15 protein-coding genes are annotated in these 13,253 nt (G+C 54.2%); 7 read left to right on the top strand and 8 right to left on the bottom strand.

Going from position 1 to position 13,253, the window contains the following annotated elements; genetic code table 11:
• Nucleotides 1-3: 3 nt before the first annotated feature.
• The gene (gene ccoG / locus WA318_RS17165) at nucleotides 4-1,491 is read right to left on the bottom strand and encodes a cytochrome c oxidase accessory protein CcoG (RefSeq protein ID WP_336083104.1); all 1,488 of its coding nucleotides are present in this window, start codon (nucleotides 1,489-1,491) and stop codon (nucleotides 4-6) included.
• A gap of 289 nt (nucleotides 1,492-1,780) precedes the next feature.
• Between ccoG and WA318_RS17160 the strand changes: the two genes are divergently transcribed.
• Both WA318_RS17160 and WA318_RS17155 read left to right on the top strand, forming a co-directional pair.
• Complete coding sequence (locus WA318_RS17160; protein WP_336083102.1) at nucleotides 1,781-2,125, top strand: ArsR/SmtB family transcription factor; 345 nt, start codon at nucleotides 1,781-1,783, stop codon at nucleotides 2,123-2,125.
• Complete coding sequence (locus WA318_RS17155) at nucleotides 2,118-2,627, top strand: SRPBCC family protein (RefSeq protein ID WP_336083100.1); 510 nt, start codon at nucleotides 2,118-2,120, stop codon at nucleotides 2,625-2,627. Before WA318_RS17160 ends, WA318_RS17155 begins: the two co-directional genes overlap by 8 nt.
• A 100-nt stretch (nucleotides 2,628-2,727) precedes the next feature.
• Here the strand turns inward: WA318_RS17155 and ccoP are convergent, their stop codons facing one another.
• Genes ccoP through ccoN form a run of 4 tightly spaced genes read right to left on the bottom strand, consistent with a single transcriptional unit; the run spans nucleotide 2,728 to nucleotide 5,998 of the window.
• Nucleotides 2,728-3,600, bottom strand: coding sequence for a cytochrome-c oxidase, cbb3-type subunit III (gene ccoP / locus WA318_RS17150; RefSeq protein ID WP_114097077.1), 873 nt, complete (start codon nucleotides 3,598-3,600; stop codon nucleotides 2,728-2,730).
• Between the two features lie 15 nt (nucleotides 3,601-3,615).
• On the bottom strand, nucleotides 3,616-3,777 hold the full coding sequence (locus tag WA318_RS17145) for a cbb3-type cytochrome c oxidase subunit 3 (protein ID WP_114097078.1): 162 nt from the start codon (nucleotides 3,775-3,777) through the stop codon (nucleotides 3,616-3,618).
• Between the two features lie 17 nt (nucleotides 3,778-3,794).
• Entirely contained in the window at nucleotides 3,795-4,526 is a 732-nt protein-coding gene (ccoO, locus tag WA318_RS17140) for a cytochrome-c oxidase, cbb3-type subunit II (RefSeq protein WP_336083096.1), read from the bottom strand.
• A 14-nt stretch (nucleotides 4,527-4,540) separates the two neighbouring features.
• The gene (gene ccoN / locus WA318_RS17135; RefSeq protein ID WP_336083328.1) at nucleotides 4,541-5,998 is read right to left on the bottom strand and encodes a cytochrome-c oxidase, cbb3-type subunit I; all 1,458 of its coding nucleotides are present in this window, start codon (nucleotides 5,996-5,998) and stop codon (nucleotides 4,541-4,543) included.
• Nucleotides 5,999-6,418: 420 nt separating this feature from the next.
• On the opposite strand from ccoN, the gene WA318_RS17130 reads away from it, so the two are divergent.
• On the top strand, nucleotides 6,419-6,937 hold the full coding sequence (locus WA318_RS17130; protein WP_114097081.1) for a hypothetical protein: 519 nt from the start codon (nucleotides 6,419-6,421) through the stop codon (nucleotides 6,935-6,937).
• On the opposite strand, the gene WA318_RS17125 is transcribed toward WA318_RS17130, so the two are convergent.
• Nucleotides 6,901-7,485, bottom strand: a complete 585-nt coding sequence (locus tag WA318_RS17125; protein WP_336083093.1) for a Crp/Fnr family transcriptional regulator — start codon at nucleotides 7,483-7,485, stop codon at nucleotides 6,901-6,903. The genes WA318_RS17130 and WA318_RS17125 overlap by 37 nt on opposite strands.
• 92 nt (nucleotides 7,486-7,577) lie before the next feature.
• Here WA318_RS17125 and WA318_RS17120 point away from each other — a divergent pair, with 92 nt between their 5' ends.
• The 4 genes from WA318_RS17120 (at nucleotide 7,578) to WA318_RS17105 (ending at nucleotide 11,326) form a co-directional block, all read left to right on the top strand.
• Nucleotides 7,578-8,348, top strand: coding sequence for an SDR family oxidoreductase (locus WA318_RS17120; RefSeq protein ID WP_336083091.1), 771 nt, complete (start codon nucleotides 7,578-7,580; stop codon nucleotides 8,346-8,348).
• 10 nt (nucleotides 8,349-8,358) lie between these two features.
• Entirely contained in the window at nucleotides 8,359-9,051 is a 693-nt protein-coding gene (locus WA318_RS17115; protein WP_336083089.1) for a TVP38/TMEM64 family protein, read from the top strand.
• Nucleotides 9,052-9,058: 7 nt separating this feature from the next.
• The gene (gene dapF / locus WA318_RS17110) at nucleotides 9,059-9,940 is read left to right on the top strand and encodes a diaminopimelate epimerase (protein WP_336083087.1); all 882 of its coding nucleotides are present in this window, start codon (nucleotides 9,059-9,061) and stop codon (nucleotides 9,938-9,940) included.
• 189 nt (nucleotides 9,941-10,129) lie between these two features.
• Complete coding sequence (locus tag WA318_RS17105) at nucleotides 10,130-11,326, top strand: phosphoglycerate kinase (RefSeq protein ID WP_336083085.1); 1,197 nt, start codon at nucleotides 10,130-10,132, stop codon at nucleotides 11,324-11,326.
• A gap of 90 nt (nucleotides 11,327-11,416) precedes the next feature.
• Here WA318_RS17105 and WA318_RS17100 read toward each other — a convergent pair whose 3' ends face one another.
• Together WA318_RS17100 and WA318_RS17095 are read right to left on the bottom strand one after the other, a co-directional pair.
• Nucleotides 11,417-12,403: a squalene/phytoene synthase family protein gene (locus WA318_RS17100; RefSeq protein ID WP_336083083.1), complete on the bottom strand. Its 987-nt coding sequence runs from the start codon at nucleotides 12,401-12,403 to the stop codon at nucleotides 11,417-11,419.
• A gap of 113 nt (nucleotides 12,404-12,516) precedes the next feature.
• Complete coding sequence (locus WA318_RS17095) at nucleotides 12,517-13,179, bottom strand: hypothetical protein (protein WP_336083081.1); 663 nt, start codon at nucleotides 13,177-13,179, stop codon at nucleotides 12,517-12,519.
• Nucleotides 13,180-13,253 lie beyond the last annotated feature (74 nt).

Here is a 13,253-nt window from a genome sequence, read left to right as displayed (position 1 = left end):
CGATCAGTGGCCGGTTTTGGGGCCAGCGAATACTGTATCATATGTTTCCGAATTTCCGGTTTCCTGATCGGTCACGGTGAATTCAAACGGTGTGGCCTCGCCGTCAAGGGCTGACGGGCTCGCGGCAAGAAACACACGGAAACTGCCGACCCGGTCAGGGGCGACTTCAAGATCGAAAGTACCCTGCTGATTGGGTGTCTGACCAATGACCTGGAAATCAGATACATCAAGGCCGGTCACGGTCAACCGGTAGGTTTTGGTGGCCTGTTCCTTGTTCAGCACTTTGACGGTATAGCCGTTGCGAACATCGCCATCAGACAAGGGTACATAAAGCGGGTTGCGGTCACGCAGAACATTGAGTTCAAGAACCGAGCGGTTCAGTAACCCGAAGGCCATCACCGATGCGACCAGAGCCAGAATGATCGTATAGAAAATGGTGCGCGGGCGAATGATGCGAACGCGGGTGGCTTTGCCCTGGGCGCGAAGCTGGGTGTTCTGAACCGAGTCAAACCGCACCAGATCACGCGGGAACCCGACCTTGTCCATGATGTCGTTACAGGCATCAATACACAGGCCGCAGCCAATGCATTCCATCTGCAAACCGTCGCGGATATCAATACCTGTCGGGCAGACATTGACACAGGCATGGCAGTCAACGCAGTGGCCTGTCTCGGGAACTTCCCCACGGGTCAGGTTTTTACGCTTGAGCGGGCCTCGGGTTTCACCGCGCCATCCTTCATATGTGACGATCATGCTTTCATCATCAAGCATAGCGGACTGGAAACGCGGCCAGGGGCACATATAGGTGCAAACCTGTTCGCGGGCCCAACCGGCAAGAAGGTAGGTCGAGCCGGTCAGAAACGCGATGGTGACATAAACGCCAAGGCTTGCCTGACCGGTAAAGACGTCGGTGATCACGGTCGGGGCATCGTTGAAATAAAGAACAAAGGCACCACCGGTTGCCATGGCAATGGCAATCCAGGCCAGATGGGTTGCGCCGATTTTCCAGAGTTTTTCGAACGTCCATTTTGACTGATCAAGACGCATGCGCGCATTGCGGTCACCCTGAATGTAACGTTCGACCAGCATGAAAAGGTCGGTCCAGACGGTTTGCGGACAGCCATATCCGCACCAGATACGTCCGAACAGGGATGTTGCCAAGAACAGCCCGATGGCGGCCATGATCAGAATGCCGGTGATGTAATAGACTTCCTGCGGCCAGATTTCGATGAAGAAGAAATAGGCACGGCCAAGATCCATGTCGATCAGCACAGCCTGATCCGGGGCACTCGGACCACGATCCCAGCGGATCCAGGGGATCAGCCAATAAATTGCCAGCAAGGTGACCAGCGCAAACCATTTCAGGTTTCTGAACCGGCCGGAGACGCGTTTCGGATAGACCTTGTCGCGTGTTTTATAAAGCGGTTGATCGCGATCATCGTCTTCAATGACATAGGCCGGATCGACATCGGGATGCTGCAAATTGGACATGGCCACGTTCGCTACCTGGTTATTGCTCGTGCCTGGACAACTGCTCTCGGTGCGGCGAGCCGCCAGTTGTTCCCGTTGTCAGGATGTTTTCAGTTTCCGGCAACTTTGCAGAGCAAACTCTAATTATTCAAATCTCAGGCAAAAAAATACGAGACGCTTGGAAATCACACCATGACACATATCAATTTGCGCTCCGATATTAGATGAAATGTCGTCCCGGCAGGGTGTGCGTGGAGAGTTCATTACTTAGGTATTTACCTAAGTAATGAACTCTCCTATGGTGTGCGACATGATGAACGACAATCCAGCTATCGAAACAACTTTCAATGCACTTGCGGATCCAACAAGGCGTGCGGTTATTCAGGCGCTTAGTCAGGGACCTGCATCTGTGTCGGAGCTCGCCAAACCATTTGAAATGGCTTTGCCGTCCTTTACCCAGCATCTCGGGATTCTGGAAAATGCCAGATTGATTGTGTCGCACCGTGAGGGACGTAGTCGTATTTGCGCACTCAACCCGACGACGCTGCGTGAGGCAGAGGACTGGCTGTCTTCACATCGCAAGGAATGGGAAGCCCGGCTTGACAGGTTCGAGACGCATCTTGAAACAATGAAAAAGGAGCAGACCGATGACTGAACGCAGAACCGATGACGTTTCGGACTGGCAAGGATGGCCTCTGGATCGGGAGATCGTGCTGGCCCGGGTTGTTGATGCTTCAATGGAGCTTGCCTTTCGCGCATGGTCTGATGCTGCGCAAATCGTGAAATGGTTCGGGCCGGATGGAATGCGCCTTGAAACACATGAAATCGACATTCGAAGCGGTGGTGTCTGGCGATTTGACATGGTTGCACCGGATGGCACGCGATATTCGAACCGGATGGAATTTGTACGGATTGAGCCCCCATTCATGATCGAGGCGATCCATGGTTCGGATATTGATGATGATCCGGATCGTTTCCGGCTGCTTGCCACGTTTGATGAACAGGACAACGGGAAAACGGTTGTCACTTTGCGGCAACTTCATCCAAGTGCATCGCGCAGAGCCATTGTCATCGGCTTTGGCGCTGTCGAATACGGGGCGCAGACGCTGCAAAAGCTGGCGGTGCATGCGGCCAGGAGCCAAAAGGCGACGGTGTAACCTCTGTTCCCGACGATTCCGGGCGGTTACCGCTGCAATTACGAAAGAAAAAAGGCCCGTGATCAATGATCACGGGCCTTTTTCGCAGATATTTATCGGCTTACTGGCCGCCACCCAGTGAGTGGACATAAACCGTCAGCATCTTAATGGTTTCTTCGTCAAGACGCCCTTCCCATGCGGGCATGACGCCGCGACGAGAATTGGTTACGGTTTCGGTGATGGTGGCCTTGTCGCCGCCATACAGCCAGATCGCATCGGTCAGGTTCGGAGCACCAAGTTCCTGAATGCCTTTGGCATCATCACCATGGCAAGATGCGCAGTTTTCTTCGAAGACAACGGCACCGCGACGGGCAGCTGCACTGTCGGTCGCACTGTTGGTCAAGTTCAGAACATATTGAACAACATCGTCAATCTGATCCCGTTCAAGCAGTTCGTCACGTCCGAAAGCCGGCATGTCATTGATGCGGGTGTCTTCATTGGCGTCCCAGCGGACACCAACATGGATGGTTTCGTTGATCGCTTCAAGCGAGCCACCCCAAAGCCATGCATCATCCTGAAGGGACGGGAAGCCCGGATTGCCCGAACCACCCGTGCCGTGACACGGTGCGCAGTTGTCAGCAAAGATTGCCTTGCCGCCTGCCATGGAGAAATTCAGGAGTTCGGCGTCATTGACGACTTCCGAAACATCCAGTGCTGCAAGGCGTTCCATGTATGGTGCGCGCTCTGCGGCAACATTGTTCATGGTTTCATGCAGCTGGGTACGGTTGGTGGTACCAAACATCCCCTTGAGATAGTCGTTGGCGGTCGGCCAGGACGGGTAAACTACCCAGTAACCGATCGACCAGATGACGGTGACCCAGAAGACATAGACCCACCATGATGGCAAAGGCGTATTGAGCTCCTTGATGCCATCCCATTCGTGGCCGGTGGTCTCACGCCCGGACACTTGATCTTTCTCGACTTTTGTCGACATTGCTCAGTTCTCCCCTTAATCCTGATCCTGCAACGGAATTCGGGCGTGTGCTTCCATGTCCTGATTGCGCTTTTTGCTTGGCCACATGACCCAGGCAATAATCGCGCTGAACAACAGCATCAGCCACAAACCCCATAGCGGGCGGAAAAAGTCAGCGAGTTGCGTAAAGAATTCCATGACGTTCCCCTTTGCGACTAGCGCAGGTTCATCTGCGGATTGTAGGTGGTGAAGTCGACCATCCGGCCCAGCACCTGCAGATACGCAATCAACGCATCCATTTCGGTAAGCTGTTCAGGTTTGCCGTCAAAATCACCCGTTGCCGCATTCGGGTAACGTGCAAGGAAGTCATCGTCATAGGCCGCATCCTCGCTGGCCTGCAGGTAAAGGTCTGCCTTGGCGGCCTCGATCATCTCGTCGGTATAGGGAACCCCAACCATTTTGAGAGTTTCGAGATGGGCCTGGGCATCGTCAAAGTTCAGTTTGCGTTCAGCAAGGAACGGATAACCCGGCATGATCGATTCCGGCACAACAGCGCGCGGGTCAATCATATGGGCGACGTGCCAGGCGTTGGAATATTTGCCGCCAACACGCGCCAGATCCGGACCGGTACGTTTCGAACCCCACTGGAACGGATGGTCATACATCGATTCCGCAGCAAGGCTGTAATGGCCATAACGTTCGACCTCGTCTCGGAACGGACGGATCTGCTGGGAATGGCAGTTATAGCACCCTTCACGGATATAGATGTTACGGCCGGCCTGTTCGAGCGGCGAATAGGGACGTACCCCCTGAACCTTCTCGATGGTCTGTTCCATCGTGAACAAAGGCACGATTTCAACAATACCACCGATAATGATGGTCAGGAAAATGCCGAGGATCAGAACAAAGACGTTCTTTTCAACGATATGGTGTTTTTTAAGAAGCATATCTCGTTCCCCCCTTATTCGGCTGCAACGGTGGCAGGTGTGCCGATCGGAGCTTCGTTACGCAGATCGCCCTTGATCGTCTTGTAGACGTTCCAGACCATCAGCAGCGAACCAAGAACAAACAGCAGGCCGCCGGTTGCACGAATGATGTAGTAGGGATGCATCGCCTCAACGGTTTCGATGAAGGAATATTGCAGGAAGCCCAACTCGTCATAGGCACGCCACATCAGGCCCTGCATGATCCCCGAAACCCACATCGAGGTGATGTACAGAACAATCCCGATGGTTGCCAACCAGAAGTGGTGGGAAACCAGACGCATCGAATAAAGGCGCTCGCGGTTCCACAGAACCGGGATCAGGAAGTAGATCGCACCGAACGACACGAAGGCAACCCAGCCAAGCGCACCGGAATGCACGTGACCAATGGTCCAGTCGGTATAGTGCGAAAGACCGTTCACCGCCTTGATTGACATGACCGGACCTTCGAAGGTCGACATGCCATAGAAACCGACAGCGGCAACCATGAAACGCAGAACCGGATCGGTACGCAGCTTGTCCCATGCCCCCGAAAGGGTCATCAGGCCGTTGATCATCCCGCCCCAGGACGGCATCCACAGCATGATCGAGAAGGTCATGCCCAGAGTCTGCGCCCAGTCAGGAAGCGAGGTGTAATGCAGATGGTGCGGACCAGCCCAGATATAGAGGAAGATCAGCGCCCAGAAGTGAATGATCGACAGGCGATAGGAATAGACCGGGCGTTCGGCACGTTTCGGAATGAAGTAATACATCATGCCGAGGAAGCCTGCTGTCAGGAAGAAGCCAACAGCGTTATGTCCGTACCACCACTGGGTCAGGGCATCCTGAACACCCGAGAACAGCGAATAGGACTTTGCGCCGGTCAATGAAACCGGAATGGCAAGGTTGTTGCCAAGATGGAGCATCGCAATCGTGACGATGAACGCCAGATAGAACCAGTTTGCAACATAGATGTGCGGTTCCTGACGTTTCAGCAGGGTGCCGACAAACATCGCGAGATAGCCGACCCAGACAATCGTCAGCCAAAGGTCAACGAACCATTCCGGTTCAGCATATTCGCGGCCCTGCGTAACACCGGTGACATAGCCGATTGCGGCCATCACGATGAAAAGCTGATACCCCCAGAAGACAAATGCAGGCAACGCCGTGCCACCATAAAGCGGGGTGCGACAGGTGCGTTGAACCACATAGAAGGAAGTCGCCAACAAGGCGTTCCCGCCGAAGGCAAAAATAACTGCCGAGGTGTGCAATGGGCGCAAACGCCCAAAGTTCAGAAACTCGGTATCGAAATTGAGTACCGGAAATGCGAGCTGCCAGGCAATGACATCGCCCACCAGAAATCCGACTACTCCCCAAAATACGGTCGCGAGTGCGGCCCAGCGCACAACGTCCATATTATAATTAACAGCAACAGAAGGTGATGCTGTCTGTGCCATGCTCCCTTGGCCCATGCTTGACTCCCGTTCAAGGTGTTCGGGGCAACTGTCCAGACCCTCTCGGACAGTCTCATCCGTCCCCATGAATAACCGGATATTGGAATGGTTATTCACCTGCACTTGAAGCCTCACCCCATGGTGCTTCTTCTGAAATCAGCAGAAGCACATCAATGCCGGTGAGGTTTTCCAATCATAGTCGCGAGTATGCGGTTTGACGGGCCAAAAGCCATTGATGTACGTCAATATCGGCGCGCAATTCGCGGCAGAAATTCAATCAAGGAAAACCTTACAGGTGGCAAAGTGATGCCTCAAGTGTTGCGGCAATATATGCGCTTCAACTCACCCGAAGGTGTTGATGCACATCAAGGTTGACCGGATTTATTTGCGGCATGATCAGGTAAATTCCAGAGGACAACAATCATGTCAGAAGCCTATCAGGCACATCCCCTTACATCACATACTGCGGATATGACTTATCCGCTGGTGCAGATGATGCAGGTCGATATGTCCTTTGATCACTGGAGGGCATTTGTTGGCAGATACTGCCTGCCGGTTGGAGACTGCGAAAAGGTTCCCGGAACCGGCAGGAAATCGGATGCCGACCAGATTCTGTGGCAGCGACAGCGTGGCATTATCGTGATTTCAAACGAACGCGGATATATCCACGGCCTGTTTTCCTATTATGTCCGTGATGACATGAAAGACGGCCTCGTCTTGCATGTGGACAATGTGATGGCGGTTGAAATTGTTGCCGGGGCCTATGTTCTTGATGCCATGCGCGATGCCATGACCCGGCTTGCACAGGTTCACAAATGCGCAAATGTCTATGTTTCCATCGGCGAACTTGACGGGCGTTTGCGCGATTACTTTGCCAAGGCGGGTTTCGTGCCAAGCAAAGTGCGTTATTGTGCGCCTGCCACGCCCAAAATTTCTGCCTGAGCAAGACGTTTGCGGATACGTGAAAGCGCGATTGGTGTAATGCCGATAAAGCTTGCGATCTGGGCCTGTGTCAGGCGGGGTACGATGGCGGCGTAGTCTTCCAGAAACCCCAAATAACGATCCTGAGCTGACAGACACAGGAACTCGTATTCGCGCTTTTCCTTGCGAAGGCTGACCTGCTCGTTGAAATCAAAAAACTGCGCCATCAATTCCGGCGAAGCCGCCGCAGCCTTTCTGATCCCGTCATAGGGAAATGCCGTGATGTCACAGTCTTCCAGACAGGTGATGGCAAAATGGCTTGGCGCGTTCATGATCTGACAGCGTCGTGATCCCATCACTGAATTTTCGGCAAAGAAGCTTTTGATCCATTCCTTGCCCTCGAACGTGACATAGGACATCTGGGCCAGCCCCTTGCGCAGGAAAATCACGTCGCGACAGATATCACCCTGCTGAATGATCCGGGTGCCTTTGGCATGACGGGCAATTCGTATTTGTCCATCAAGATGCGGATCGTTTTCGAGCCGCTTGATCAGTCCGCAAAAATCCATGCCTGATAAACCCGGGTTAATGCAAAAGGGTGCCGCAAGGTGGCAACTGAACGCTGATCTGTCATTAACAGAAAGCGCAAGGAACCATCATTATGACCAATCGGACGTCATCTGTCCTGATTACCGGTGCAACATCGGGAATCGGGCGGGAACTTCTCGGTCTTTGTTACGATCAGGGCTTTCAGGTCATTGCCCACGGGCGATCAGAGCTAAAACTTTCAACCCTTGTCGATCAGTTTCCGGGCGTGCAAACCGTGCTCTGTGATCTGGCAGACCTTGGTGCTGTCGAGCAGATGATGGATGGTGTTTTGGCGACACATCCAGCTATCAGCCTTGTGATCAATAACGCAGCGGTTCAGATGCCGGGCATGATCACGCAGAGCGCGTGCGATCCATGTGATGCGGATCGGGAAATGGCGATCAACTTTCTTGCACCGCTTTGCATTTGTCACGCGGTGATGTCCCGTTTGGCGAAGCAGCACGGAATGTTGGCAGGCGGAACTGCAAAAGACCGGATTCGGATTGTAAACGTATCGTCCGGACTGGCGTTTTTTCCCAAGACTGGAAGTGCCGTCTATTGCGCCAGCAAGGCCGCCCTGCGCAGCCTGTCGCAAAGCCTGCGCTACCAGATTTCAGAGGCCGGTCTTCCCATTGCTATCAGCGAAGTGTTCCTGCCTGTCGTGGATACGCCGATGACCAAGGGCCGCGATATGCGCAAAATATCTGCGCTGCAGGCTGCCAGCGAGATTTGGGATGGTATCACCGAAAACAGGGACGAAATCTTTGTCGGCAAGGCGCGATGGATTCCCGTTCTGAACCGGGTGTCGCCTGCCTTGATGAAATCAATCCTGCGCAGGGGCTAGGGCGAGAATCATGAAAGACCTTTTGAAAATCGCCCTGATTCTGGCGAGCTGCTTTGCTCTTACATTCTTTGTTCTGGTTGCTCTGGGCGTTTTGCAGCGCGAGGACGTGACAAACTGGCTTGAAGTCGCGCAACAGATTGATCCGGCATTCGTCGCGGGGCTTGTGATTGTTTTGCTGGTTGCTGATCTGTTTGTCGCGGTACCGACCATGACCATCACCATACTGGCGGGATATTTTCTGGGGCCGGTGGCTGGCGCATGTGCGGCCGCAACAGGTATGATACTGGCGGGCGGTACGGGATATGTCCTGAGCCGGAAATTCGGTCGACCTGTGCTGGGGCGAGTCATTTCCGATGAAGCACGGTTGAGCGAGATGGAGGACGTCTTCGCCCGATATGGCGTGGTTGTTCTGATGATTTGCCGGGCAATGCCGATCCTGCCCGAGGTATCATGCTGTCTTGCCGGTGTGACCCGTATGCGGTTAGTCCATTTCGTTTCGGCCTATCTTGTTGGCACCGTGCCATATGTGATCGTGTGTGCCTGGATCGGCGCACAAAGTTCACTTGTCGATCCGATGCCTGCAATCTGGGGAGCCGGGGCTGTGTCGGCCGTGCTGTGGATTTCCTGGTTTGTTCTGATCGGTCATCACCGTCGTCAAAAACGCAAGCTTGCACAAAGCTCCGGGCGTGCTACATCCGGGTAAGCGACATATGGACTGGCTTTGGAAACAGGACTATAAGGCGGGTATGAACGGTATTCCTTTTGTCAAAATGCATGGTCTGGGAAATGATTTCGTTGTCTTTGACGGACGACGCGATCCCGCCGTGCTTGATCTTGATGATGAAACAGCCGCCCGGATTGCAGATCGCAAGACCGGTGTTGGCTGTGATCAGCTGATCGTTATTGAACCCGCCCGCGATGATATGGCGGACGCCTTTATGCGTATCCGCAATAATGACGGCGGCGAAGTCGAGGCATGTGGCAATGCTGCGCGCTGTGTTGCCAGCATCGTGATGGGCGAGCTTGGCCGCAATGATGCGATCATTGAAACCGTTGTCGGATTGCTTGATGCCAATGCGTCAACCAATGGTCTGGTGACGGTCGATATGGGGCAGGTCAAACTTGACTGGCGCGATATCCCGCTTGCCGAGGCAGTTGATACCAACCACATTCCGCTGTCGCTTGGCCCGCTTTCCGATGCGGTCGGGGTCAATGTTGGCAACCCGCATGCGGTGTTCTTTGTCGAGGACGCCGAAGCGATTGATATCGAAAAGCTTGGTCCGGTTCTTGAACATCACGAGATGTTTCCGGAACGCGCCAATATCGAAGTTTGCAGCATCGTTGGCGAAAACCAGATCCGGATGCGTGTCTGGGAGCGTGGCGTTGGCGTAACCCGTGCTTGCGGGACCGGGGCCTGTGCCGTTGGCGTGGCAGCTGCGCGCCGCGGTTTGACCGGACGCAAGACCGAAATCATTCTGGATGGTGGCAAACTGACCATCGAATGGTTGCCAGATGACCATGTTTTGATGACCGGGCCGGTAGCGACCAGTTTCCAGGGCTTTTTGCATTCATCCCTTCTGGGACAGCATTGATCGAAATTCGATAACCGGCCGTCAGGATCATGACCGGCCGGTTATTTTTTACAGGTACTTTTACGGACCGCTTCGGGCCTTGCGTCGATTGCCCTGATCAGGCAAAACAGGGCCCAACAGGATTTGGTTCGATCCATGTCGGGACGCCCGCCTCCCGTCTTTTGTGAAACTCAAAAGCAGGTTCAGATAATGGCTGACTTTAATACGCTTGACGGTGTCAATGTCGCTGGCAAGCGCGTTTTGCTGCGCGCTGATCTTAACGTTCCGATGAAGGATGGTGTGGTTGGTGATACGACTCGTATCGACCGTACCGTTCCGGGCCTGATTGAACTGGCCGATGCCGGTGCGAAGCTTGTGGTGATCACCCATTTCGGCCGCCCGAAAGGCGCGCGCGTTCCCGAAATGTCGCTTAAGCCGGTGGCAGAGGCCCTTGCCAAGCAGCTTGGCCGTCCGGTGAAATTTGCCGATGATTGCATCGGTGAAGCAGCAGCAAGCGTTGTCAACAGCCTTGAAAATGGCGAGATCGCGCTTCTGGAAAACCTGCGTTATCACGCAGAAGAAGAAAAGAACGATCCGGCTTTTGTCGCGGAACTTGCCAAGCTGGGTGATGTTTACGTTAATGACGCGTTTTCATGCGCGCACCGTGCGCACGCCTCGACCGAAGGTCTGGCACGTGCGCTTCCGGCCTATGCCGGGCGTTTGATGCAGGCTGAGCTTGAAGCGCTTGGCAACGCGCTTGAGGCACCGAAACATCCCGTGATGGCGATTGTTGGTGGTGCCAAGATTTCCACCAAGCTTGATCTTCTGGGCAATCTGGTTGCCAAGGTTGATCAGCTGGTGATTGGTGGTGGCATGGCCAACACCTTCCTTGCGGCCAAGGGTGTCAATGTCGGCAAATCACTGTGCGAACATGACCTGCTTGAAACCGCGCGCGAGATTTTCAAAAAGGCAGAAGCCGCCAATTGCGAAATCGTTCTGCCGGTTGATGGTCTGGTTGCCAAGGAATTTGCCGCCAACGCACCGCATGATGTTTCCGACATCAATGATGTTGCAAGTGATGGCATGATTCTGGATGCCGGTCCGGAAACCATCAAGGATCTGAACAAGCGCCTTGAAACCTGCGAAACGCTGGTCTGGAACGGCCCGCTCGGTGCCTTTGAAATCACGCCGTTTGACACGGCAACGGTTTCAGTGGCCCAGCATGCAGCAGCTCTGACTAAGGCAGGAAAGCTTCTGTCGGTTGCCGGTGGCGGTGACACGGTTGCCGCATTGCGCCACGCCGATTCTGATCAGGCATTTTCCTATGTCTCGACTGCGGGCGGCGCATTCCTTGAATGGCTTGAAGGCAAAACCCTTCCGGGTGTTGCAGCCCTTAGCGCCAAATAATATCCATCAGGTCCGACCTGAAAATGACAAACCCCGCCAGTTTGGCGGGGTTTTCTTTTGCCTTGATGGTGTCGCGCCCATCAAGAATGGTCAGTCGTTGCTGACATCAGGCAGGCTGTTCTGGGCGGTGGTTTCCATGATCGATTTGCGATCTTTGAGGAAATTGGCATAGCCGTTTTCCATCATTGCCCCGCCCAACTCGATATAAACCGTGAACAGGCGTGACAGGGTGTCGGCCTCGTCAGTGTCAAGGACAGACAAAAGTTCGCCAGACCGGGCCTGACCGGTTTCGAAATGCTCCCAGGCATGTTCGAGCATGATTTTCCCGAGATAATCGAGCTCTTCATACTTGCCCTGACCGATGGCATTGCGAATTTCGCCAAGGGTGATGTCGGCTGCAATCAGCATTTCGGACGGAATGGTGACAAGGCGGTCGGGGCCTTTGATATCGTCGGGCAGATCGCGCAGGATGTGAATAATATAGCAGAAAATTGCCATGTCCCGCGCGTGATAGATCGGCGGATTGGTCAGGGGCGAGGTATAGCCGATTTCCGGGTCAAAGCGCGCAGATAGCAGATAGACAAAGATCGATGCAGGCGCAGCAGTCGCGCCTTCGCAATAGGCGATGAAATCGTCCCATTCATCCATCGGTTCTTCGGCAACGTCGCGATGAAGGGCGTCAGCCAGTTCGATCCATGGATCGGTTGCAAGATCACTGCGGCCAAGGGTCAGGCGAAGTGCCTCATAGACATCACCGCTAAGCGGTCCGGTTTCGGGCAGCGGATTTTTCGCCCCGGCCTTGGCCGAGATGATTTGTGCCTGCCACTGATTGATGGTTTCGATAACTGTTTCGCGCTGAGCATCGCGTTCGGCGTCGGGCAACTCAAGAAAACCGTCATCGACGATATCGTCAATGACGCGCATCGAGGCGTAGCTTGCCAGAAAGAAGCGCTGGCGTTCCGGGGAAAGACGCATAGCCGCACGATAAAGATTGGCGTTTTTGGCCGCAGCAAGTTCATTGCAGGCATTAAACGGTGCGCCAAGTACGGCATTTTCAGGTGGGAGCGAATGGCTCATACGCGTCTATATGTCCCTTTGGGTTGCCTTTCAAAGAGTCATACAGGACTGCCCGTCCTGTGCAACAGGGTATTTGCCCATCGGCCTGTAAATGCAAATATCTATCGGTCAGATCAGAATTCGATTCGATAGCGCGCGGTCAGGCCCAGCATGGCATCAATACCGTCAAGGACGCTTTGATCGGGTTGGGAAGGCGTCAGGTTGCGCGACACACTGCCATGCAAGCCGATCCAGATATCCTGAAGCGGCATGTAGGAAAGCGACGCGGCAAGACCGGCATCGTTTATGTCATTGTCGCTTTCAGATAACAGAAGTGGCCTGCGTGGTTGCTCAAAAGCATAGCCGCCCGTCTGGTATATGCCGATATTTTCCGATTTCGATGCGCTCAGATCAAGGAACGGTCCAACGGCAATGCCAAGACCCGGTGTCGGTGAATAGCCCAGCCCGATCTGGGCGCTAAGCCCGTTGTGGGTGTTCCGGGTCCCGTCCATTTCAAGCCAGAACTGGCTGCTTTGTCCGGTGTCATCGTGTTCCGGGCCAAGCAGGAAACTGCTGCGCGTGCGTCCGGAAAAATACCGGCTGATACCGTTGTGACCCGCCGGCGGCAAGATCGCGGCCCCCAGATCACTGCCAAAGGCAAGACGCGGTGCCGAACTGATCGAAGGAACGTCATCTGATTGCGCATAGGCAGAAGAAAGCCGACCCATGCCCACAGTGATGAGGGCAGCGAGTAATGCGCTATAGAGCGAAAAGTTTGCCAGATGCAGTTTCATCATGCCGCCTGTTCCCACAGGTGATCACAGAGCCACAGCAATCAGCGCATTGGATTTGGGACCTCTGCGTAGGAGGT

Origin of the sequence: Thalassospira sp. CH_XMU1448-2 (genome assembly GCF_037027285.1) — a bacterium.
Lineage (GTDB): Bacteria > Pseudomonadota > Alphaproteobacteria > Rhodospirillales > Thalassospiraceae > Thalassospira > Thalassospira profundimaris_C.
This window is presented reverse-complemented; position numbering and strand designations above follow the sequence as displayed.

Bases quoted from the DNA above. Each gene is read 5' to 3' on its own strand.
- ccoG (WP_336083104.1), bottom strand. From the start codon at position 1,491: ATGTCCAATTTGCAGCATCCCGATGTCGATCCGGCCTATGTCATTGAA.
- WA318_RS17160 (WP_336083102.1), top strand. From the start codon at position 1,781: ATGATGAACGACAATCCAGCTATCGAAACAACTTTCAATGCACTTGCG.
- WA318_RS17155 (WP_336083100.1), top strand. From the start codon at position 2,118: ATGACTGAACGCAGAACCGATGACGTTTCGGACTGGCAAGGATGGCCT.
- ccoP (WP_114097077.1), bottom strand. From the start codon at position 3,600: ATGTCGACAAAAGTCGAGAAAGATCAAGTGTCCGGGCGTGAGACCACC.
- WA318_RS17145 (WP_114097078.1), bottom strand. From the start codon at position 3,777: ATGGAATTCTTTACGCAACTCGCTGACTTTTTCCGCCCGCTATGGGGT.
- ccoO (WP_336083096.1), bottom strand. From the start codon at position 4,526: ATGCTTCTTAAAAAACACCATATCGTTGAAAAGAACGTCTTTGTTCTG.
- ccoN (WP_336083328.1), bottom strand. From the start codon at position 5,998: ATGGCACAGACAGCATCACCTTCTGTTGCTGTTAATTATAATATGGAC.
- WA318_RS17130 (WP_114097081.1), top strand. From the start codon at position 6,419: ATGTCAGAAGCCTATCAGGCACATCCCCTTACATCACATACTGCGGAT.
- WA318_RS17125 (WP_336083093.1), bottom strand. From the start codon at position 7,485: ATGGATTTTTGCGGACTGATCAAGCGGCTCGAAAACGATCCGCATCTT.
- WA318_RS17120 (WP_336083091.1), top strand. From the start codon at position 7,578: ATGACCAATCGGACGTCATCTGTCCTGATTACCGGTGCAACATCGGGA.
- WA318_RS17115 (WP_336083089.1), top strand. From the start codon at position 8,359: ATGAAAGACCTTTTGAAAATCGCCCTGATTCTGGCGAGCTGCTTTGCT.
- dapF (WP_336083087.1), top strand. From the start codon at position 9,059: ATGGACTGGCTTTGGAAACAGGACTATAAGGCGGGTATGAACGGTATT.
- WA318_RS17105 (WP_336083085.1), top strand. From the start codon at position 10,130: ATGGCTGACTTTAATACGCTTGACGGTGTCAATGTCGCTGGCAAGCGC.
- WA318_RS17100 (WP_336083083.1), bottom strand. From the start codon at position 12,403: ATGAGCCATTCGCTCCCACCTGAAAATGCCGTACTTGGCGCACCGTTT.
- WA318_RS17095 (WP_336083081.1), bottom strand. From the start codon at position 13,179: ATGATGAAACTGCATCTGGCAAACTTTTCGCTCTATAGCGCATTACTC.